Consider the following 20,900-nt stretch of genomic DNA (forward strand, 5'->3'; position numbering starts at 1 on the left):
CAGCTTATAGCCGGCTTTCCATCCAGGATTCGAGGATCAGCTGGGCCGAGACCGCGTCCACCGCGTCCTTGCCCAGGGCTTTGTAGCCGCCGGCCTCGAACAGCCGGGCGCGGGCGTCGGTGGTGGTCAGGCGCTCGTCCTGCAGCTCGACGGCCAGGCCGAAACGGCCGTGCAGCCGGTTGGCGAACTTGCGCGCCCGCCGGCTGATGTCCTGTTCGGTGCCGTCCATATTGAGGGGCAAGCCCACCACCAGCAGCGCCGGCTGCCATTCCTTGAGCAGTCTTTCCACTTGGTTCCAGTCGGGCACGCCGTCGTTGGCTTTCAGCGCCGTCAGCGGCCGGGCCGAGGCGGTGATCTCCTGGCCCACGGCCACGCCGATGCTCTTCAGGCCGTAGTCGAAGCCGAGCAGGGTCCGGCTCATGCGTGGCCCACCTGGGAGGACAGCTGGCGCGAGTCCACCCCCAGCCGGCCGATGGCCTGGTGCCAGCGCTGGCCCAGGGGAGTGTCGAAGATAAGGGCGGTGTCGGCGGGGATGGTCAGCCAGCTGTTCTCCACCAGTTCCTGCTCCAACTGGCCCGGGGTCCAGCCGGCATAGCCCAGGGCCACCAGGTAGTGCTCGGGCTCCTGCTCGGTGCCCAGCACCTCCAGCACATCGCGGGAGGTGGTGATCATCAGATCCTCCGCCAACTGCTGGCTGGAGCTGAAGCCCTCGACCGGGCTGTGCAGCACGAAGCCCCGATCCGCCGCCACCGGGCCGCCTTGCAGCACCGGCCTGTCAAGGCTGGGGCTGTCTTCCGGCTCCAGCTCCAGCTGGTGCAGCAGCTCATGGACCTTCATATCGATGGGGATGTTGATCACCAGCCCCATGGCGCCGTCGTCGTTGTGCTCGCAGATATAGGTGACGGAGCCGGCAAAGAAGGGGTCCTTGAGGCTGGGCATGGCGATAAGGAAGTGATGTTGCAGTGAGTCCATGGCGTCTCGTATCGGTTGAACCCGGGGCGGTGGTAATGGCCCCGGGCATTAAGGGCGTCTTATTGTCAGGATAGTCGTTTTTCGATGGCGTCCATCAGCATGCCGGTAATATTGACCGGGAAGGCGGCTTCGATCTCGCGCACACAGGTCGGGCTGGTGACGTTCACCTCGGTCAGCTTGTCACCGATGATGTCGAGACCGACGAAGATCAGGCCCTTGGCCTTGAGCACCGGGCCCAGGGCCTCGGCGATACGCCGATCGCTGTCGCTCAGGGGACGGGCCTCGCCCCGGCCGCCGGCGGCCAGGTTGCCGCGGGTTTCGCCGCCCTGGGGAATACGGGCCAGGCAGTAGGGCACCGGCTCGCCGTCCACCACCAGCACCCGCTTGTCGCCGTCCTTGATGGCGGGCAGGTAGCTCTGCACCATGCAGTAACGCTGGCCGTGTTCGGTCAGGGTCTCGATGATGACGCCGAGGTTGGGATCGTCCTCCTTCACCCGGAAGATGGAGGCGCCGCCCATGCCGTCCAGCGGCTTGAGGATAATGTCCTTGTGCTCGGCGTGGAAGGCGCGGATGTCGCCGGCCTTGCGGGTGACCAGGGTGCTGGGGGTGTGCTCGGCAAACCAGGCGGTATAGAGCTTCTCGTTGGCGTCGCGCAGGCTCTGGGGCTTGTTGACGATCAGCACGCCTTCGCCTTCGGCCCGTTCCAGCAGGTAGGTGGCGTAGATATATTCGGTGTCAAAGGGGGGATCCTTGCGCATCAGGATCACATCCAGGCTGTGCAGGGGGCGGAGTTCGGGCTCGGCCAGGGCGAACCACTGCCGGGCGTCCTCCTTCACCGACAACCGGGCCATGTTGCCGAACGCCTCGCCGTCGCGCAGGCTGAGATCGCTCATCTCCATGTACCAGAGTTCATAGCCCCGGCGCTGGGCTTCCAGCAGCATGGCGAAACTGGTGTCTTTTTTGATGTTGATGGACTGGATGGGGTCCATCACTATTCCCAACTTGATGGTCATGCGAGATCTCCAAAACGGCATTGCAGGGCGGTGATGGCGGTCAGGGCCGCGGTTTCGGTGCGCAGTACCCGGGGGCCGAGCAGGATATCGACGAAGCCCCTGGCGCGGGCCTGCTCGATTTCCTCGTCGGAAAGCCCGCCTTCGGGGCCTACCAGCAGCCTAACGCCACTGTCCGGCGGCGGCAAGGTGTTGACGCTGTGGTGGGCGCGCGGATGCAGGTTGAGCTTGAGTTCGGTGGTTTCTTCCGCCAGCCAGTGTGAAAGATCCATGGCCGGGCGGATCTCGGGGATGCGGTTGCGCCCGCACTGCTCGCAGGCGGCGATGGCGATCTTCTGCCACTGCTGGAGCTTCTTGTCGAGCCGCTCGCCGCCGAGTTTGACGCCGCAGCGGCTGGAAAACAGCGGGGTGATGACGTTGACCCCCAGCTCCACCGACTTCTGGATGGTAAATTCCATCTTCTCACCCCGGCTGATCACCTGGCCCAGATGGAAATACAACGGCGATTCGGCCTCGGTGGCGTCGAAGTCGCCCAGCCGTACCCGCACCGATTTCTTGTCGGCGCTCAGGATCTCGGCGGGATACTGGCCGCCTGCGCCGTTGAACAGTACCAGCGCCTGGCCCGGCTGCATTCGCAGCACCCGGCCCACGTGGTTGGCGCCGTCCTCCGAGAGTGACAGCTCGAGTCCGGGCCCGAGCGGGCCGGGCTCATGGATTCGGGGTATACGCATAGTGTTCGCACTGCTCCTTCACAAAGGGGTTGCGGTTGCCCTGTACCTCATTGATGCGGTGATCCCGCTCGCATTCCCAGTCGCTGGCCGGATACTGGCGGTTCCAGGCCTCGAACAGCCGCAACTGCTGCTTGGCGATACCGAGACGGTACTGCTGCTGCATATAGAGGTAGGTGCGGGCGATGGCGCCCCGGGTTTCTGCCGGCGGCTGGGCCCGACGACCCTTGAAGTCTACCAGCATCCGGCACTGGCCGTATTGATCCGGCCGGCCGTTCCACTCGGAAAAGCGGTAATTGGAGCGATCGCCGTTGACCTCGCCGATGGCCGGTACCAGGTTGTGCAGATCGCCTTCCATGCGGTTGAACAGCTCGTCGCTGCGGGTGCAGTTCTTGCGGCCGCCGCTTTGCCAGCACTGGCGCTGATGGCCGAACTCCCAGGCCGGCACTATGTGCTCCCACTCGATGCGGCTGGCCCGTACCTGCTGCTTGCGCACCTGGTAACCGCAGCCGTCCAGCTCCGGTACCAGCTTCTTGCCTTCCCGTTTGATTTCGCAGCCGCAGTAGAAGGACACGGGATGTTGTTCATAAATCCGGGTGGCCACCCGTTTGGCCTGGCTGAAAGACAAAGCGTCGGCATAAGCCAGCCAGGAGCTCAGGCCCAGTAACAGAATAAGATAGCGCACGACTCGTTATTGTTTGGTTAGGTAACAGCGGGGCAAGCTTATCACTCGGGACGGGGCAGGGGAAAGAGCGGCCTGTGCCGCACGCCGGGGCGGGTCTCCCGGCGTGCGGCGTGGTTCACACCAGCTTCAGCATGGCTTCGGCGGAAGACACCTCGAACTTGCCCGGGGCTTCCACCTGCAGGGCGGTGACCACCCCGTCTTCGGCCAGCAGGGCGAAGCGCTGGGCGCGCAGGCCGCCGAAGTCGCCGGTGTCCTTGTCGAGCCCCAGGGCCAGGGTGAAGTGGCCGGCGCCGTCGGCCAGCATGGTGATGGCCTCGGCATTCTGGGCCTGCTGCCAGGCGCGCATCACGAAAGCGTCGTTGACCGACAGGCAGTACAGCTCGACGCCTTTCTGCCTGAACTGGTCGGCCAGCACCACGAAGCCGGGCAGATGGGCCTGGGAGCAGGTGGGTGTGAAGGCGCCGGGCACGGCGAAGATCACCACCTTTTTGCCGCCGAACAGTTCGGCGCTGGTGGCGGTGTGTTTGCCGGCCTCGGTGATAAAGGTGAATTCCTGCTCGGGCAGGCGGTCGCCAATCTGGATCATGGGTTTTTCCTTCTGGTGGGGAGATGGGGTTTGAGCAACTGGCCGCAGTGCATGCACAGGTAACGCTGTTTGCCGCGCCGGATGCTGTTGTGGCGGCGCAGGCTCAGCTGGTGCAGACGACAGCCGCAGTCGTAAGGGAAGGTGGGGGCCACCTTGGCGGTATTCAAGCGGTGGCGGGTCCTCGGTTCGAGCCCGAAGACATCGCGCATCACGGCTTGCCACTCGGCGCCATGGGGGCGGACCTTGCCGAAGCGGTGAAACACCACCAGGTGGGCCACTTCGTGGGGCACGATTTCGGTGAGGAAATCGACGGCGTTGTCGGCCAGCAGCACCGGGTTGAAGCGCAGCTCCCCGCGTTCCAGCCAGGCGGAGCCGGCGATGCGGCCGCGTTGATCGAAGCGCACCCGGGGCGCGGGAAAATCCTGTCCCAGCCGCTGCCCGGCCAGGGCCAGGCACTGGTCGACTCTGTCCCTCACCTGCTGGCACAGGGTGTCACTGGGTTGGCTCATGGCGATGGAAACACGCAAGACGTTAGCCGATAAGTGTCCCTTGGACCACTTGGCTCAAAACTGACAGACGGCTGCTCATAAGGATAAGCAAAGGGGAAGCCTGCGCTTCCCCTCCGCTTGATGACAACGTTGTCTGCTTCACAGGGATGAGTCGGCCAAAGGGCCAACTCCGCCGACACGCTGCAAGAGATGACACTCGCCGTTTCAGCCTGCTGCGAACATTCACTGGATGTTCGGTCAGGCCGAAACCGCTCGTCACGGCGAGACAAGCTCACCCCATGTAGGCTCGCACCTGCCATCCCTGGCAGGTGACGGTCGGCGGAGCCGCTCCCTTTGACCGCCTGTTTTGGCATGGGTGTTGCCTTCTGAATAAGCCCGAAGCTTTGTCAGCAGTCGGAGGGGAAGCCTGCGCTTCCCCTCGGGTGGTTATTTGAGGCCGGCGGCGTCGCGCAGCAGCTCGGCCTTGTCGGTGGCTTCCCAGGGGAACTCCTCCCGACCGAAGTGGCCGTAGGCGGCGGTGGCCTGGTAGATGGGCCGGTTCAGATCCAGCATCTGGATCAGGCCATAGGGGCGCAGATCAAAGTGCTCGCGCACCAGGGCGTCGATAAGCTCCTCGGCCACTTTGCCGGTGCCGAAGGTTTCCACGCTGATGGAGGTGGGCTCAGCCACGCCGATGGCGTAGGACACCTGGATCTCGCAGCGATCGGCCAGGCCGGCGGCGACGATGTTTTTGGCCACGTAGCGGGCGGCGTAGGCGGCGGAGCGGTCCACCTTGGACGGATCCTTGCCGGAGAAGGCGCCGCCGCCGTGGCGGGCCATGCCGCCGTAGGTGTCGACGATGATCTTGCGCCCGGTCAGGCCGCAGTCGCCCATGGGGCCGCCGATGATGAACTGGCCGGTGGGGTTGATGAAGTACTTGGTCTTGCTGGTCAGCCACTCGGCGGGCAGTACCGGCTTGATGATCAGCTCCATCACCGCTTCGCGCAGGGTGGCCTGGTCGATGTCGGGGCCGTGCTGGGTGGACAGCACCACGGCGTCGATGGCCACCGGCTTGCCGTCTTCATAGACGAAGGTCACCTGGGACTTGGCGTCCGGGCGCAGCCAGGGCAGCTCCTTGGCCTTGCGCACATGGGCCTGGCGCTTGACCAGACGGTGGGCGTAGGTGATGGGGGCGGGCATCAGCACTTCGGTTTCGTTGGAGGCGTAGCCGAACATCAGGCCCTGGTCACCGGCCCCCTGGGCGTAAGGGTCGTCCCCTTCCCGATCCACGCCCATGGCGATATCCGGGGACTGCTTGCCGATGGCGTTGAGCACGGCGCAGCTGTCACCGTCGAAGCCCATGTCGGAGCTGGTGTAGCCGATATCGCGCACGGTGCGGCGGGCCAGCTCTTCGATGTCGACCCAGGCGCTGGTGGAGATTTCGCCACCCACGATCACCATGCCGGTCTTGACGTAGGTTTCGCAGGCGACCCGCGCCTTGGGATCCTGCTTGATGATGGCGTCGAGCACCGCATCGGAGATCTGGTCGGCAATCTTGTCCGGATGACCTTCGGATACGGACTCGGAGGTAAACAGTCTGGCCATTATGCTTCGGTTCCTAAACTTGAATTAATCTGTCGCTGTCATGATACCGCCAACATAGCGGTATTAACATCTGGATGGCTATTCTAGTGAGGCGCCTTGCCGATTGCCAGCAAAATGTGCCGGGGCGGGCCACCCCGGCGGGGGAGAATAATTTGCGCCCTCCGGCAGTCTTTGGGACAATACCGCCGTCTATTTAACCCTACATGTAAATGTTCTCAGGAGATGTCGATGCCTTCTCGTCAAGTGCTGGCCAATGCCGTGCGCGCATTGAGTATGGATGCGGTGCAGAAAGCCAATTCCGGCCACCCCGGAGCCCCCATGGGCATGGCGGATATCGCCGAGGTGTTGTGGCGTGATTACTTGCAGCACAACCCCGCCAACCCCAACTGGGCCGACCGCGACCGTTTCATCCTGTCCAACGGCCACGGCTCCATGCTGCTGTACTCCCTGCTGCACCTGACCGGTTACGAGCTGTCCATCGACGATCTCAAGCAGTTCCGCCAGCTGCACTCCAAGACCCCGGGCCACCCCGAGTACGGCTATGCGCCGGGCGTGGAAACCACCACCGGCCCCCTGGGCCAGGGCATCACCAACGCCGTGGGCATGGCCATCGCCGAGAAGGCCCTGGCCGCCCAGTTCAACCGCCCCGGCCATGAGGTGGTGGACCACTACACCTACTGCTTCCTGGGCGACGGCTGCTTGATGGAAGGCATCTCCCACGAAGCCTGCTCCCTGGCCGGCACCCTGGGGCTGGGCAAGCTTATCGCCTTCTGGGACGACAACGGCATCTCCATCGACGGTCACGTCGACGGCTGGTTCAGCGACGACACGCCCAAACGCTTCGAAGCTTACGGCTGGCAGGTGATCGCCAATGTCGACGGCCATGACAGCGCCGCCGTGGCCGCCGCCATCGACGCCGCCCGTGCGGATACTTCCCGCCCGACCCTGATCTGCTGCAAGACCGTGATCGGTTTCGGCTCTCCCAACAAGGCCGGCAGCCACGACTGCCACGGCGCGCCCCTGGGTGACGCCGAGATCGCCGCCACCCGCGAGCAACTGGGCTGGAGCCACGCCCCCTTCGAGATCCCTGCCGACGTTTACGGCGAGTGGGACGCCAAGGCCAAGGGCCAGGCTGCCGAAGCCGCCTGGAACGAAAGATTCGCCGCCTACGCCGCCGCCCATCCGGCATTGGCCATCGAACTCAAGCGTCGCCTGAGCGGTGAACTGCCCGCCGACTGGGCCGCCCAGAGCGCCGATTTCATCAAGACCCTGCAGGCCAACCCGGCCAAGATCGCCACCCGCAAGGCCTCCCAGAACGCCCTGGACGCCTACGGCGCCATCCTGCCCGAACTGCTCGGCGGCAGCGCCGACCTGGCGCCTTCCAACCTGACCATGCACAAGGGCTCCCAGCCGATCAGCGCCGAAGACGCCAGCGGCAACTACCTGCACTACGGGGTGCGCGAGTTCGGCATGAGCGCCATCATGAACGGCATCGCCCTGCACGGCGGCTTCGTGCCCTACGGCGGTACCTTCCTGATGTTCGTGGAATACGCCCGCAACGCGGTGCGCATGGCGGCCCTGATGAAGCAGCGCTCCATCTTCGTCTACACCCACGACAGCATCGGCCTGGGCGAAGACGGCCCCACCCACCAGCCGGTGGAGCAGATCGCCTCCCTGCGCCTGACCCCCAACATGAGCACCTGGCGCCCCTGCGACCAGGTCGAGTCCGCCGTGGCCTGGAAACACGCCATCGAGCGCAAGGACGGTCCGACCTCTCTTATCTTCTCCCGCCAGAACCTGGGACAGATGGAGCGCACCGAGGCCCAGCTGGCCGACGTGGCCAAGGGCGGCTATGTACTGAAGGACTGCGCCGGCACTCCCGAGCTCATCATCATCGCCACCGGCTCCGAAGTGGAGCTGGCGGTGGCCGCCTGTGAGCAGTTGAGCGCCGAAGGCCGCGCGGTGCGGGTGGTGTCCCTGCCCTGTACCGATGTGTTCGACGCCCAGTCCGCCGACTACAAGGAAAGCGTGCTGCCCGCCGCCGTCACCAAGCGCCTGGCGGTGGAAGCGGGCATCGCCGACTACTGGTACAAGTACGTGGGCTTCGGTGGCGACATCATCGGTATGCACAGCTTCGGTGAATCGGCCCCGGCCGGCGACCTGTTCAAGCTGTTCGGCTTTACTGTCGACAACGTGGTGGAAAAGGCCAAGGCCCTGCTGGCCTGAGCCTTCCCCCATCCCGTAAGAAACCGGCTGCTGCAGCCGGTTTTTTTATGCCCGGGATCCGGCCTGCTAAATAATGTTTCCGACTACCAGATCGCTATCGGCAGCGAGCGGACGGTGGCCGGTCGCTGTCGCACCATTAGGATGAGTTGTTTAGAGGAAAGAGGCAGCGAAAGCGGCTGCCCTGCGTGCCGGACTCGACCTCGATGCGGGCCTGGTGGCCGTCGAGAATCGCCTTGACCAGGGCCAGCCCGAGGCCGTGGCCCGGGCTGTGGCGGCCACGGTCGGCCCGGTACAGGCGTTCGAAGATATGGGGCAGGTCGACCGGATCGATACCCATCCCCGAGTCTTCGACCACCACCGTTATCTGGGTGTCGAACCGTGCGGCCCGGATCCGGACCCGGCCGCCTGGCGGGGTGTACTTGACGGCGTTGTCGAGCAGGTTGGCGAAGGCCTGGCGCAGGGCCTGGGCGTCGCCCTGCAGCCACAGCGCCGGCGCCAGCTCGGTGTCGAGGTGCAGGCCCTTGTCCTCGGCGGCCAGTTCGTACAGCTCGCTCACCTCCCGCAGCAGTGCACCCAGCTCGCAGCGCTGGCGGCGGGCGGGATCCAGGCCCTGCTCGGCGGCGGTGATCGCCAGCAGATAACCGAGCAGGGCCTCCATGCGCTGGTTTTCCTCGGCGCAGTCGAGCAGGCTTTCATGCCAGCGGGCCGGATCCGGACTGGCCAGGGCCTGCTCCAGGCTCAGGCGCTGGCGGGTGAGGGGGGTGCGCAGATCGTGGGCGGCGCTGTCCAGGGCGTGGCGCAGGCCGCTGACCAGGCGGTGGATACGGGCCATCTGCTGGTTGAACAGCAGGGTCAACTGCCCCAGCTCGGTGCGGGGCGAGGCGGTCGCGGGTACCTGCTGCTCCAGGCCGTCCCGTTGCAGGCCGGCCACCCGCTGGATCAGCGCCCGTATCGGGCGCAGGGTGCGCCGGGTGAGCCAGGCCACCAGCAGCAGGCTGCACAGCAGCATGGGCAGCATCAGCTGCAGCATGGTCTGCCGGTAGCGGGCCAGATCCTGGTGCCGGGGCTGTGCCGCCAGCGCCACCTGCAACCGGTATCCCTGCCACCGGTACCCCTGGCTCCAGCTGTCGTCGGCGAGCCGTCCGTCACCGGCCGAAGGCAGCGCCGGACCGGCGCTGAACAGCAAGTGCCCGTCCGGGGCGCGGTAGCGCACCCGGTAGTGGCTGAGTTCGAGAAAGTCCCGGTCCCGTTGCAGCACGTGCACCAGCTTGTCGGGACCGGCATCCAGGCCGACGCGCTGGTAGTTGTCGAGCAGGGTGGCGACCAGTTGCCGGTCCTTTTCCAGCAACCGCTTGCCGAGCAGATGATCGCCGGCCAGCAACAGGCCGCCGGTGACCAGGGTCATCAGCAGCAGGTACCAGAGGGTGAGGATGCGCCCGGTGGCAAAGCGGGGCTCAATCGGTGCGCAGGACATAGCCGATGCCTCTCAGGGTGTGCAGCAGTTTCTGCGGCCTGTCCTTGTCTATCTTGTTGCGCAGCCGGCACACCAGCACGTCCACCACATTGGTCTGGGGATCGAAGCGGTAATCCCAGACCCGCTCCAGGATCTGGGTGCGGGACAGCACCCGACCCTGGTGGCGCAGCAGCAGTTCGAGCAGCACCAGTTCGCGGGGTTGCAGCGCCAGTTTCTGCTCGCCGCGCCAGGCCTGCTTGCGCAGCGGATCCAGCCGCAGATCCGCCAGTTGCAACAGGGTGTCGGCCGGTGCCGGCTGGCGCCGGCGCAGCAGGGCCTCCAGCCGGGCCAGCAGTTCGCTGAAGGCGAACGGCTTGGTCAGGTAGTCGTCGCCGCCGAGGCGCAGGCCCTGCACCCTGTCGTCGATCGAGCGCCGGGCGCTCAGCAGCAGGATGGGAAAATCGACGCCCTGGCCGCGCCATTCCCGCACCAGGCTGAGGCCGTCCCGGCCCGGCAGCATGATGTCGACGATGGCCACATCGGGCGCCTGCTCCAGGGCCCGGCCGGCGGCGTCTTCCGCCCGGCTGCAATGATGCACCCGGTAACCCTGCTCGGTGAGGCCCCGGTCGAGGAAGGCGGCAATTTTATGGTCGTCTTCGACCAGCAGCAGTTCCATGTGTTCCGCTCCGAGGGAATGAGAAAGGCTGCCATTGTAGCGCCGCGACCGCTGCTTGCCGCCAACCTTTCCAACTTGTAATGCGGCGGCAAGGTGGCGGCAAGCGAGGGGGGCTATAGTCGGCTCCTCATTCACAGCGGAGAACGAACGATGAAAAAATACCTTGCCCTGCTGGCCCTGGCCGGCCTTGGCGCCCAGGCGCAAACCCTGGACACCGCCGTGCTCGACACCGACACCGCTCAGCAGCTGGTGACCGCCGGCCTGAACCAGTGCGCCAAGGACGGCTACCACGTCACGGTGGCGGTGGTGGATCGCTCGGGCGTGCTCAAGGCACTGGCGCGCCACGAACAGGCCGGTCCCCACACGGTGGAAAGCGCGCGCAAAAAGGCCTTTACCGCCGCTTCCATGGGGGTGGTGACCGCCGAGCTGGCCAACAACATCGCCGACAAGCCGGCGCTGTTCGGCCTGCGCGAGATGCATCCGGACCTGCTGATCCTGGGCGGCGGCGTGCCGGTGCGGGTGAAGGAGCAACTGGTGGGCGGCATCGGCATCGGCGGGGCGCCCGGCGGCCACCTGGACCAGGCCTGTGCCGAGGCCGCGCTCAACGCCGTACTGAACTAGGCGCCTGCTCCGCCAGCCAGGCCATCAGTTGCGGCTCCGGCATGGGGCGGGCGCGCAGGTAGCCCTGGTAGGCCGGGCAGCCGAGCTCGGCCAGGCTGGCCAACTGCTGCTCGGTTTCCACCCCTTCCGCCACCACCGTCAGTTTGAGGATGGCGGCCAGCTCCAGCAGGCAGGCGATGATGGCCTTGTCCTGGGGGCGCTTGTCGATGTGCTGGATAAAGGAGCGATCCAGCTTGATCTCGTCCACCGGCAGTTCCCGCAGATAGGCAAAGGAGGAATAGCCGGTGCCGAAGTCGTCGATGGACAGCCCCACGCCCAGGGCCTTGATCTGGGACATGCGGGCCCGGCTTTCCTGCAGGTTTTCGAGGATCACTCCCTCGGTGACTTCCAGCGTCAGTCTGTTCCTGCCGGCGGGGTATTGTTGCAGCAGGGCCGAGAGCCGGGTGACAAAATCCGGCCCGTGGAAGTGGCGGGCGCTGATATTGACCGAGACCCGGCCGGGCTGCAGGCCTGCTGCCTGCCAGGCCTGGATACGGGCACAGGCCTGCTGCAATACCCAGTCGCCGATGTCGCAGATGAGCGAGGTTTCCTCCGCCACCGGAATAAAATGTGCCGGCGGTATCGGGCTCCCGCCGGGGGGATGCCAGCGCAGCAGGGCTTCCAGCCCCAGCTGGCGGTCGTCGTCCACGCCCAGCTGGGGCTGGAAGTGGAGTTCCAGTGCCTGATCCTTCAGCGCCTGCTGCAGGGCATTGGACAGACCCAGCCGTTCCTGCACCTCGTCGGCCATTTCCTGGCTGAAGAACACATGGCTGCCGGGGGCGATGCGCTTGGCCATGTGGTTGGCGGTGTCCGCCTGGCGCATGTACTCCTCCAGCCCCAGGCCGGCCACCGGAAACAGGCTGATGCCGAGGCTGGCGCTCAGGTGCAGGCGCAACTGGTCGAGCTGGAAGGGCAGCAGGAACTGCTCGCGCAGGGCGTTGGCCAGTTGCTCGGCCCGGGTCTTGGCCGCCGAGTAGCCGTGGCCCAGGTTGGGGCACAGCAGCACGAATTCGTCGCTGGCGATGCGCGCCAGGCTGGCGCCCTCGATCTGTTCGGCGAAGAGCCCCAGGCGCTCGGCCACCTGCACCAGCAGGGCGTCGCCGAGGGCGTAGCCGAGGGAATCGTTGATGTTCTTGAAATCGTCCAGGTCGAGCAGCAGCAGGGCACCCCGGCTGGCTTCGTGTTCGGCCAGGGCCACCGTATGGGCGATATGCTCGACCATGAAGCGGCGGTTGTGCAGGCCGGTGAGTTCGTCGAAATAGGCCATCTGTTCGATGCGCTGCTTGTCGGCCTTCTGTCCGGAAATGTCCTCCACGCAGCACACATAGTGCACCATACCGAGACCGTCCCGGACCTCGGTAATATGGATATTGACCGCCAGCTCCCGGCCATCCGCCCGGCGCAGCCGCTGCTCTCCCTGCCACTGGTGTCGTTGCTCCATGGCCTGGACGATGGCGTCCACCGTGGCGGTATGGGGATCTTCGGCCCTGAACTCGAGGGCGGAGCAGCCCACCAGCTCGTCCCGGCCGTAGCCGCTCATTTCGGCGAAAGCCCGGTTGGCCTGCTGGAGGCGCAGCCGGTTGTCGGTGATGAAGAGCCCCTCCTGGGTTTCGAAGGCGGCGGCCGCCACCATCAGGGCTTCCTGATCCCGCCGGCGCAGCAGCTCGGCCCTGACCCTGGGCTCGAGCTGCTCGAGCAGGGTCTGGATGGCGGCGCCGGCTGCCAGCGGCCGCTTGAACAGCAGCACCACCAGTCCCACCGGTTTGTGCTCCTCATCCTTGAGCGACAGGCCGATATAGGCCTGCAGGCCCTTTTCCCGCAGCAGGCTGTCTTGCGGGAACAGCTCGGCGACATCGCGGGGGTAGATACAGATGCGGCTGTCGGTGTCATGGCTGAAGGTGCAGGGGGTACCGGCCAGCGGGTAACTGAAGGGCGGCTGGAGCTGTCCCCCTTCATAGCAGGACAGCACCCGTACCTTGTCCTGCCGCCGGTGCTGCAGCCCGACCAGGGCCAGGTCGGCGCCGCAGAGTTCGGCCAGTTGCAGCATCAGCTGGTTAAAGAAATCCTGGCCGGTGTGGCGGCACAGCAGGGGGATCAGGGACGAGATATCCGTCGCTGTGCCATCGGCCGGTACGGTCTCGGCGGGGGCGGCGACAAGCTCGGCCAACCGGCCGGCCAGGGCGGCGGCAAACTGCAGGTCCGAGGCCGCCAGCGGCGCCCGGGGGCGGGCGTATTCCAGGCTGACGAGGCCGGCCACCTTGCTGTTGGCCGGCAGGGGCACGTCCAGCCGGTGCTGGATGCCGTCCTTCGCCAGGTAGTCGAAGGCGCCGAGCAGGGGCTGCTGGGCGCAGTGGCTGTAGCTCAGGCCGCCCCGCTGCTGCAGGGTGCGCAGGTAGCGGCGCTCGGCCCTGACCGGATGCAGCAGAAAGGGCAGCCCCTGGCTGTAAAGCGGGCGCAGCAGCTCTTCTTCCGGGTAATGGCGCCACAGGATGATCCTGTCCGCCTGCAACTGGTTGAGCAGGGTGTCCATCAGTGCCGGCAGCCTGGCCGAGAGGGGGGCCGGCTGGTGCCAGCTCTGCTGCAGTTGCCATTCCATCAGGCCGAGGGCGTCCTGGTGCTGGAACTGGCCCATGTCGGCGCTGAGCAGCCAGCCGTTGGGCTCGGTCGGAGCCAGGTGGCATTGCCAGCGCCGTCCTCCTATGGTCAGGCCGATGCTGGCCGCGTGCCCTGCGGCGCACAGTTGTTCCAGTTGCCGGCGCTCAAGGTCACCGAGCTGGCTGAGCAGGGAGCGCTGGGGATCGGGAAGCGGAATATCGGCAGGGGGCAAGGGGGTCAGCGGATAGAGGCAAAACTGGGGATCCAGCCTGAAAAAGCACAACTGGTGCCGGGTCCTGTGGAATGCAGGCAACTGCATGATACTGAGAGTCCTTGTGAGTGCACGCTTGCCGAATGGGCATCATATTGACGACTGGCGGCGGTGTTGTAAATAACGGGGCAGCGACGAGCTGGTTGCTTTTATATTAGTTATTGCTAAATAAGGTGGGTGTTGTATCATTAGTTCATACTAATTTAATGGAGTGACCTGATGACCATAGTGAACTTCACCCCCTGGACCGCCCTGCTGGGCGGCCTGCTGATCGGCGGCGGCGCCCTGCTGCTGCTGATCGTGGGCGGCCGCATCGCCGGCATCAGCGGCATCGTCGCCGGTATCGGCGCCCAGCCCGACAAGGGCTGGCGTATCGCCTTTGTCGCCGGCCTGCTGCTGGTGCCCTTTGTCCTGTTCGGTAGCGGTCTGGCCGAGGCGCCGTCTCTGGAACGGTTTTCGGTGCTCAAGTTGGTGCTGGCCGGCCTGCTGGTAGGCCTGGGCACCCGGCTGGGCAACGGCTGCACCAGCGGCCACGGCATCTGCGGCATGGGCCGCTTTTCGCTCCGCTCAGTAGTGGCGACCCTGGTATTTATCGCCGCCGGTATTGCCACCGTCACCCTGCTTGGCTGGGGAGGTTGATCATGTTGATGCTGATCGCGTTGTTGTCCGGCGGCCTGTTCGGACTGGGCCTGGTGGTGTCCGGCATGATAGATCCGGCCAAGGTGCTGGGGTTTCTCAACCTGTTCGGCGACTGGGATCCCAGCCTGGTGCTGGTGATGGGGGGCGCCCTGGCCGTGTTTACGCCGGGCTATTTGCTCTGGCGCAAGGGCCATGACCGCTGTGTGCTGGGTACCGAGCTGCCCAAGGTGCCGGCGCCGACCATCGATGCGCGGCTGGTCGGCGGGGCGCTGATCTTCGGCATCGGCTGGGGCCTGGCGGGGATCTGCCCCGGGCCGGCCATCGGCCTGGCGGGCAGCCTGCAGTGGCAGGCCGGGCTCTTTATCGCCGCCATGGTGGCCGGCTTCTGGCTGGCGGGGCGCCTGACGGCAGCGGGAGGCACGGCAGCTGGAAGCGGGAAGCCGTAAGCCTGACTTTTAGTCACAAGTTTTTGTTGACTTTAGATCAGCAAAACATCGGCCAAAGTGCACAGCTCCTCCGGCACGCCGTAAATCCATCCCTGGAGGCTCCGCCGCGCCCTCCCTAGCGCGGAGGGCCGGCGGAGCTGCGCCCTTTGTCCTCTCTATCGCCTCGCAGCCGCCGGTTGGCACCACCTTCAAGCAGCATCGGAGCTGGAAAGAGGCAACAGGGATTGCCTCCGCCGACCGTCACATGCCAGGGACGGCATGTGCGAGCCTACATGGACGTACTTGCGGCGTGTCGGCGGAGGTAGCCCTGCTGCCTCTTCCCTGCGCTGAATCAGACGGCCGGACTTGTGACCAAGAGTCAGGCTTCCAGCTTCCAGCCTACGCCTGGTTCAGGTGATCCAGCACCACCTGGTGGTGATCCTTGGTCTTGAACTTGTCGAATACCCTGGCCACCTTGCCCGCCTCGTCGATGAGGAAGCTGATGCGGTGGATGCCGTCGTACTCCTTGCCCATAAACTTCTTCGGCCCCCAGACCCCGAAGGCGTCGGCCACGGCGTGATCCTCGTCGGACAGCAGAGTGAAATTGAGGTTGTCCTTTTCCTCGAACTTCTTGAGCCGGGCCACCGGGTCCGGGCTGATGCCGAGCACCACCATGCCCAGAGCGTCAAGCTCCGCCCGGCTGTCGCGCAGGCCGCAGGCCTGCACCTTGCAGCCGGGGGTCATGGCCTTGGGATAGAAATACACCAGCACCTTTTTGCCCCGGAACTGGTCCAGGCTGACCGGTGCGCCATTCTGATCGGGCAGGGTGAAGGCCGGGGCCTGGCTGCCTTCGGGAAGATAAGTCATCTGCGCTTTCCTGTGGGTTATTTGCGTTTAAGGCGAAAGCTGTGGCGTTCGCACTCCAGCTCCCGGCACAACTGAGAGAAGGTGTCTTCCGCCTCGCCATCGGCCAGCCGTTCGGGGAGGTTGAGCTGGAAATGTGCGCTGAACTTTCCTGCCTCGTTGCCGGACAGGGTCTGGCTCTGCATCGCCTGGATGTCCCAGCCCCGGTCGCTGAAGAACTGGGTGCAGCGGTTGACGATGCCCGGCCTGTCGGCCAGCACCATTTCCACGTCGGCGCTCAGGGCGTAGCTGGGCTGGCTCAGCACCTGGGTGCGCTTCATCATGGTGATAAGCTCCTGGCTCTGGCCAAACAGGGGCAGGGTGGTCTCGAGCCGGGTGATCTGGTTCCAGCTGCCGGACAGCAGCAGGATAAAGGTGAACTCGTTGCCGAAGATGCCGAGCCGGCTGTCGACGATGTTGCAGCCGCAGTCGGTGACGTGGCGGGCCACTTCGTTCACGATACCGGGTCTGTTTTCGCCTATGGCGGTCACCACGAGATGATGGGTCATCGGCGGTCCGAAAGATCAGTGGAAGAGAGCGGCCATGGTAGCACAAATCGAGGGGGGCTCCAGCGCCTCTCTTGTATTCCTGTGGTGTCGCCACTACCATACGAGCACTTGAAACCTAACGGGATTTTCCATGTTCAGCGGCAGCATAGTGGCCTTGATCACGCCGATGACGGCAGAGGGTGAAGTCGACTTTTCCAGCCTGCGCCGGCTGGTCGACCATCATGTGGCCTGCGGCACCGGCGCCATCGCCGCCATGGGCACCACCGGCGAGTCGCCGACCCTGAGCACCGCCGAACACCTGGAGGTGGTGCGGGCCGTGGTGGAGCAGGCCGACGGCCGCATCCCGGTGATCGGTGGCTGCGGCTCCAACAACACCCGCCAGGCCATTCGCCTGAGCCGGGCCATGGAGGAGATGGGGGTGACGGCGGGGCTGTCGGTCACGCCTTACTACAACAAGCCGTCCCAGGCCGCGCTCAGGGCCCATTACACCGCCATCACCGAGGCCAGTGGCCTGCCCCAGATCCTCTACAACGTGCCGGGCCGCACCGGTTGCGATCTGCTGCCGGACACCGTGGGGCGGCTGGCGGAACTTGCGGCGGTGATCGGTATCAAAGAGGCCAGCGGTCGGCTCGAGCGGGTCAGCCAGCTGAAGGCCTGTTGCGGTGACGATTTCCTGCTGTTCAGCGGCGACGACCACCTGGCGCTCGATTTCGTGCGCCTGGGTGGCCATGGGGTGGTGTCGGTCACCGCCAACGTGGCACCGGCCGAGATGGCGGCCCTGTTCAGGGCCGCCCTGACCGGCGACTGGCCGGAGGCCGAGGCCATGCAGCGGCGGCTGTTGCCCCTGCATCAGGCCTTGTTTTGTGATACCAATCCCATACCGGTGAAATGGGCCTGTGCCGAGCTCGGGCTCATTGCATCACCAATGCCGCGTTTGCCCTTGATCCCCCTGGAAATGTCGGGGCGGGAGCAGGTGAGGGCAGCGTTAGTCAAAGCGGAGTTAATAGGGCGTGGATAAACCTTTGAATGCAAGAAACATGGTAGTGGGCCTGTTGGCCATCAGTGTGCTGGCGGGCTGCAGCAACCCGGAAACCCGCAGCCAGGCCAATCGCGGCTTCGACTACGAGGGCGAACGCCTGAGGAGCACCCCGCTGCTGATCCCGGGGGGGCTGGAAGCCCCTGCCTTCAACAACGACTACGTGGTGCCGGCCCTGTCCGACGGGGCCCAGCGTGGCGTGACCGGCCGGGAGCTGGACATCCGCCCCCCCACCCAGGTGTTGCCCCTGGTGCGTGGCTCCGAAGCCATGGACGGGGGAACCGGGCTCTGGTTTTACCAGCAGCGGCTGGATCAGCCGCTGGAGCAGGAGCTGAGTCAGGCGCTGGAGGCGTTCTTCGCCGCCCAGAAGGCGGACTCCGGCCGTGACGGCCAGGGCTGGCAGAGCAACGGCCGGCCCATCGGCAATGCCGATCAACGGTTTGGCTGGCAGCTGGTGCCGGACGCGGTGCGGCGAGCGGTGGCGGTGCAGGTGAACCTGGTGGGAAGCGAGGGCCTGGCCCAGGATCGGCAGCGGGCCGAGGCGGCCATGCTCAATGCCTTTTCCCTCTCTTATCAGCGTGAGCTGACCCAGCAGCAGGAGCGGCTGGATCGCAGCCCCATCACCCTGGAGCTGGATCAGCCCCAGGGTCGCCTGCTGGCCGCCGAGGGCTATGATCGCACCTGGAAACGGCTGGTCACCCTGCTGCCCCAACTGGGCTTCAAGCTGACCAACCGGCAGCAGGCGCTGGGTTACGTGGACGTGGACTACGACGGCCTGAGTGCCTCCAAATGGCGTGAGCTGGGTCTGCCGGAGCTGGATATTCCCGAGCGGGAGTACCGCATCCAGCTGGGCGATCTGGGCAATCAGAGCAGCATCACCCTGAGCGACAAGGACAGGATACCGGTGTCGGCCGAGGTGCTGGGCGGGTTCGCCGCGACCCTGGGCGAGGCCTTCCGGCGTACCGATCTCATCCGTTAAGGCGAACCTGTTGCCACCGGATAGAAAAGGGCCGTCAGGCCCTTTTCTGTTATCACGCCCGTCACAAGGAGATCCCTCCTTGTTCTTCCTTATAATGGGTCCATGAACCAGATAGAACAGGGTTTTATCCTCAGCCGCCACAGCCGGGATGTCCAGGGACACACCGAAATCTGCTATTGGCTCTGCACCGAGCAGGGCCCGGTACGGCTGCTGCTGGCCGGCGAGCGGCCGCTGTTTATGGTGCCGGTGGCGGAACGGGAGCGGGTGACGGGCCTGCTGACGGCAGCGGGTATCGACTCCCAGTGGGCCGAGCCCGGGCTGCAGAGCTTCGAGCACCAACCGGTGGCGGTGCTCTACTTTCCCACCCTGGCGGCGCACCGGGCGGCGGCCCAGTGGCTTCGCCGGGAAGGGGTGACGGTCTACGAGGACGATTTCCGCCTGCACGAGCGTTTTCTGATCAGCCGCTTTATCCGCGGCAGCCTGGCCTTCACCGGCCAGGAACAGCGGCGGGACGGCTACCGCCAGTTGGTCGGTGCCCGGCTCAAGGCGGCCGACTGGCGCCCGCGCTTTCGGGTGCTGTCCCTGGACATCGAATGCTCCGCCCGGGGCGAGCTCTATTCCATCGGCCTCTACGGCGAGCAGCTTGCCCGGGTGCTGATGATAGGCGAGCCCGAGCCTGCCGATACCGACATCCGCTGGCTGGCCGACGAGCCGGCCCTGCTGCGGGCGCTGGAGCAGGAGATCAGCGCCCATGACCCGGATATCCTCATCGGTTGGAACCTGGTGGGCTTCGACTTCCGCACCCTGCTGGCGCGAGCGGCCTGTCACCACCTGAAACTGCGCCTGGGGCGGGGCGGCGAGGTCGCGCACCTGCGGGAGCAGAGCCTGACCGGCCAGGTGTTCCTCACCCTGCCCGGGCGGGTGGCCATCGATGGCATAGAGGCGCTCAAGACCGCCTGCTACCAGTTCGACAGCTTCAGCCTGGAATCGGTGGCCCAACAGCTGCTGGGCCGGGGCAAGCAGACCGAGGACGTGGCCAACCGGCTGGCGGCCATCAGCCGGGATTTTCGCCACAACAAGCCGAAACTCGCCGCCTACAACCTGGAGGACTGCCGCCTGGTGTGGGACATCTTCGAGCAGACCCGGCTGCTCGATTTCCTGCGCCTGCGCAGCCAGCTTACCGGCCTGGAGCTGGACCGGGTCGGCGGCTCGGTGGCCGCCTTTACCCAGGTCTACCTGCCCCACCTGCACCGGGCCGGCTTCGTGGCCCCCAACCTGCCGGCGGGCGGCGGCCTGGCCAGCCCCGGCGGCTATGTGATGGACTCCCGGCCCGGCCTCTACCGCCATGTGCTGGTGCTGGACTTCAAAAGCCTCTATCCCTCCATCATCCGCACCTTCCGCATCGATCCCCTCGGCCTGGTGTTGGGCCTCGAGGAAGAAGACGCCATTCCCGGTTTTCGCGGCGGGCGCTTTTCCCGCCACCACCACTTCCTGCCCGCCATCATCGAGCGGCTGTGGCGGGAGCGGGATCAGGCCAAGCGGGAGCGGGACGGACCCCGCTCCCAGGCCATCAAGATCCTGATGAATTCCTTCTACGGGGTACTGGGCTCGGGGGGCTGCCGCTTTTTCGACACCCGGCTGGCGTCGTCCATCACCCTGCGCGGCCACGAGATCATGCAGCAGAGCGCGCGCTGGATCGAAGGCGAGGGTCACGAGGTGATCTACGGCGATACCGACTCGGTGTTCGTGCTGCTGGAAGGCGATCACGACGAGGCTTCGGCCAGCCGCGAGGGACGGCGGCTGGCGGCCCTGGTCAGCGGACGCTGGCGGGAGAAACTGGCCGCGCAGCTGCAACTGGAGAGCTTTCTCGAACTGCAGTTCGAGAGCTATTTCGCCCGCTTCCTGATGCCCACCATCCGGGGACGGGAGCAGGGCTCGAAGAAACGCTACGCGGGGCTGCAGCTGAAAAACGGCGTGGGCGAGCTGGTGTTCAAGGGCATGGAAACGGTGCGCTCCGACTGGACGCCCCTGGCCCGGCAGTTCCAGACCGAGCTGTACCGGCTGGTGTTCGCGGACCGGGATCCCAGCGACTTTATCCGCCAGACCCTGGCCCAGACCCTGGCCGGCGAACGGGATGCGGATCTGGTCTATCGCAAGCGGCTGCGCCGGCCCCTGGCCCAGTACGTGAAATCCCAGCCGCCCCAGGTGCGGGCGGCGCGCCTGGCCGACGAGCACAACGTCCGGCGGGGCCTGCCCCTGCGCTACCAGCACAAGGGCGTCATCCGCTACCTGATCACGGTGAACGGGCCAGAGCCCGAGGAATACCGCCTGTCGGCCATCGACTACCAGCACTATATCGACCGCCAGCTGAAGCCGGTGGCCGACGCCATTCTGCCCTTCGCGGGCCTGAGTTTCGATGCCCTGAGCGGGCAGCAACTGGGGCTGTTTTAACGA

The 20,900-nt window shown here is 65.7% G+C and carries 20 protein-coding genes; 7 read left to right on the plus strand and 13 right to left on the minus strand.

Going from position 1 to position 20,900, the window contains the following annotated elements:
- Window positions 1-4: 4 nt before the first annotated feature.
- The 8 genes from ruvX to metK form a co-directional block, all read right to left on the minus strand.
- Window positions 5-421 carry a Holliday junction resolvase RuvX gene (gene ruvX / locus AN401_RS05275; RefSeq protein WP_094038043.1) on the minus strand — a complete coding sequence of 139 codons (417 nt, stop codon included), beginning with the start codon at window positions 419-421 and terminating at the stop codon, window positions 5-7.
- Window positions 418-972: a YqgE/AlgH family protein gene (locus AN401_RS05280; RefSeq protein ID WP_094038044.1), complete on the minus strand. Its 555-nt coding sequence runs from the start codon at window positions 970-972 to the stop codon at window positions 418-420. Before AN401_RS05280 ends, ruvX begins: the two co-directional genes overlap by 4 nt.
- Window positions 973-1,037: 65 nt before the next feature.
- Window positions 1,038-1,985 (minus strand): glutathione synthase, encoded by a 948-nt coding sequence (gene gshB / locus AN401_RS05285; RefSeq protein WP_094038045.1) that lies wholly within the window; start codon window positions 1,983-1,985, stop codon window positions 1,038-1,040.
- Window positions 1,982-2,713, minus strand: coding sequence for a 16S rRNA (uracil(1498)-N(3))-methyltransferase (gene rsmE, locus AN401_RS05290; protein WP_096778706.1), 732 nt, complete (start codon window positions 2,711-2,713; stop codon window positions 1,982-1,984). The genes gshB and rsmE overlap by 4 nt, the downstream gene beginning before the upstream one ends.
- Window positions 2,691-3,338, minus strand: coding sequence for an endonuclease (locus AN401_RS05295; RefSeq protein WP_408645770.1), 648 nt, complete (start codon window positions 3,336-3,338; stop codon window positions 2,691-2,693). The genes rsmE and AN401_RS05295 overlap by 23 nt, the downstream gene beginning before the upstream one ends.
- A gap of 172 nt (window positions 3,339-3,510) precedes the next feature.
- The gene (locus AN401_RS05300; protein WP_094038048.1) at window positions 3,511-3,981 is read right to left on the minus strand and encodes a peroxiredoxin; all 471 of its coding nucleotides are present in this window, start codon (window positions 3,979-3,981) and stop codon (window positions 3,511-3,513) included.
- Window positions 3,978-4,490: a SprT family zinc-dependent metalloprotease gene (locus AN401_RS05305; RefSeq protein WP_094038069.1), complete on the minus strand. Its 513-nt coding sequence runs from the start codon at window positions 4,488-4,490 to the stop codon at window positions 3,978-3,980. The genes AN401_RS05300 and AN401_RS05305 overlap by 4 nt, the downstream gene beginning before the upstream one ends.
- A gap of 426 nt (window positions 4,491-4,916) precedes the next feature.
- Window positions 4,917-6,074: a methionine adenosyltransferase gene (metK, locus tag AN401_RS05310; RefSeq protein ID WP_094038049.1), complete on the minus strand. Its 1,158-nt coding sequence runs from the start codon at window positions 6,072-6,074 to the stop codon at window positions 4,917-4,919.
- A 228-nt stretch (window positions 6,075-6,302) separates the two neighbouring features.
- Between metK and tkt the strand changes: the two genes are divergently transcribed.
- Window positions 6,303-8,300, plus strand: coding sequence for a transketolase (gene tkt / locus AN401_RS05315; RefSeq protein ID WP_096778707.1), 1,998 nt, complete (start codon window positions 6,303-6,305; stop codon window positions 8,298-8,300).
- A 136-nt stretch (window positions 8,301-8,436) separates the two neighbouring features.
- On the opposite strand, the gene AN401_RS05320 is transcribed toward tkt, so the two are convergent.
- Window positions 8,437-9,774: a sensor histidine kinase gene (locus AN401_RS05320; RefSeq protein ID WP_096778708.1), complete on the minus strand. Its 1,338-nt coding sequence runs from the start codon at window positions 9,772-9,774 to the stop codon at window positions 8,437-8,439.
- Complete coding sequence (locus AN401_RS05325; RefSeq protein WP_094038052.1) at window positions 9,755-10,429, minus strand: winged helix-turn-helix domain-containing protein; 675 nt, start codon at window positions 10,427-10,429, stop codon at window positions 9,755-9,757. The genes AN401_RS05320 and AN401_RS05325 overlap by 20 nt, the downstream gene beginning before the upstream one ends.
- 150 nt (window positions 10,430-10,579) lie before the next feature.
- On the opposite strand from AN401_RS05325, the gene AN401_RS05330 reads away from it, so the two are divergent.
- Window positions 10,580-11,050: a GlcG/HbpS family heme-binding protein gene (locus AN401_RS05330; protein WP_096778709.1), complete on the plus strand. Its 471-nt coding sequence runs from the start codon at window positions 10,580-10,582 to the stop codon at window positions 11,048-11,050.
- On the opposite strand, the gene AN401_RS05335 is transcribed toward AN401_RS05330, so the two are convergent.
- The gene (locus AN401_RS05335; RefSeq protein ID WP_096778710.1) at window positions 11,031-14,003 is read right to left on the minus strand and encodes a sensor domain-containing phosphodiesterase; all 2,973 of its coding nucleotides are present in this window, start codon (window positions 14,001-14,003) and stop codon (window positions 11,031-11,033) included. The genes AN401_RS05330 and AN401_RS05335 overlap by 20 nt on opposite strands.
- 171 nt (window positions 14,004-14,174) lie before the next feature.
- On the opposite strand from AN401_RS05335, the gene AN401_RS05340 reads away from it, so the two are divergent.
- Window positions 14,175-14,594, plus strand: coding sequence for a YeeE/YedE family protein (locus tag AN401_RS05340; protein ID WP_094038055.1), 420 nt, complete (start codon window positions 14,175-14,177; stop codon window positions 14,592-14,594).
- Between the two features lie 2 nt (window positions 14,595-14,596).
- Window positions 14,597-15,040, plus strand: coding sequence for a DUF6691 family protein (locus AN401_RS05345; protein ID WP_094038056.1), 444 nt, complete (start codon window positions 14,597-14,599; stop codon window positions 15,038-15,040).
- Window positions 15,041-15,418: 378 nt separating this feature from the next.
- Here AN401_RS05345 and bcp read toward each other — a convergent pair whose 3' ends face one another.
- Both bcp and AN401_RS05355 read right to left on the minus strand, forming a co-directional pair.
- Window positions 15,419-15,886 (minus strand): thioredoxin-dependent thiol peroxidase, encoded by a 468-nt coding sequence (gene bcp, locus AN401_RS05350; RefSeq protein WP_096778711.1) that lies wholly within the window; start codon window positions 15,884-15,886, stop codon window positions 15,419-15,421.
- A gap of 17 nt (window positions 15,887-15,903) precedes the next feature.
- Window positions 15,904-16,431 (minus strand): glycine cleavage system protein R, encoded by a 528-nt coding sequence (locus AN401_RS05355; protein ID WP_094038058.1) that lies wholly within the window; start codon window positions 16,429-16,431, stop codon window positions 15,904-15,906.
- Window positions 16,432-16,561: 130 nt separating this feature from the next.
- Here AN401_RS05355 and dapA point away from each other — a divergent pair, with 130 nt between their 5' ends.
- The 3 genes from dapA to AN401_RS05370 all read left to right on the plus strand — a co-directional run bounded on the left by dapA (window position 16,562) and on the right by AN401_RS05370 (window position 20,897).
- Entirely contained in the window at window positions 16,562-17,449 is an 888-nt protein-coding gene (gene dapA, locus AN401_RS05360; protein ID WP_094038059.1) for a 4-hydroxy-tetrahydrodipicolinate synthase, read from the plus strand.
- A 4-nt stretch (window positions 17,450-17,453) separates the two neighbouring features.
- On the plus strand, window positions 17,454-18,446 hold the full coding sequence (gene bamC, locus AN401_RS05365) for an outer membrane protein assembly factor BamC (RefSeq protein WP_232513392.1): 993 nt from the start codon (window positions 17,454-17,456) through the stop codon (window positions 18,444-18,446).
- A gap of 102 nt (window positions 18,447-18,548) precedes the next feature.
- Window positions 18,549-20,897 (plus strand): DNA polymerase II, encoded by a 2,349-nt coding sequence (locus AN401_RS05370; protein ID WP_096778713.1) that lies wholly within the window; start codon window positions 18,549-18,551, stop codon window positions 20,895-20,897.
- The last annotated feature ends 3 nt before the right edge of the window (window positions 20,898-20,900 follow it).

The organism is Zobellella denitrificans (assembly GCF_002407485.1).
GTDB lineage: Bacteria > Pseudomonadota > Gammaproteobacteria > Enterobacterales > Aeromonadaceae > Oceanimonas > Oceanimonas denitrificans.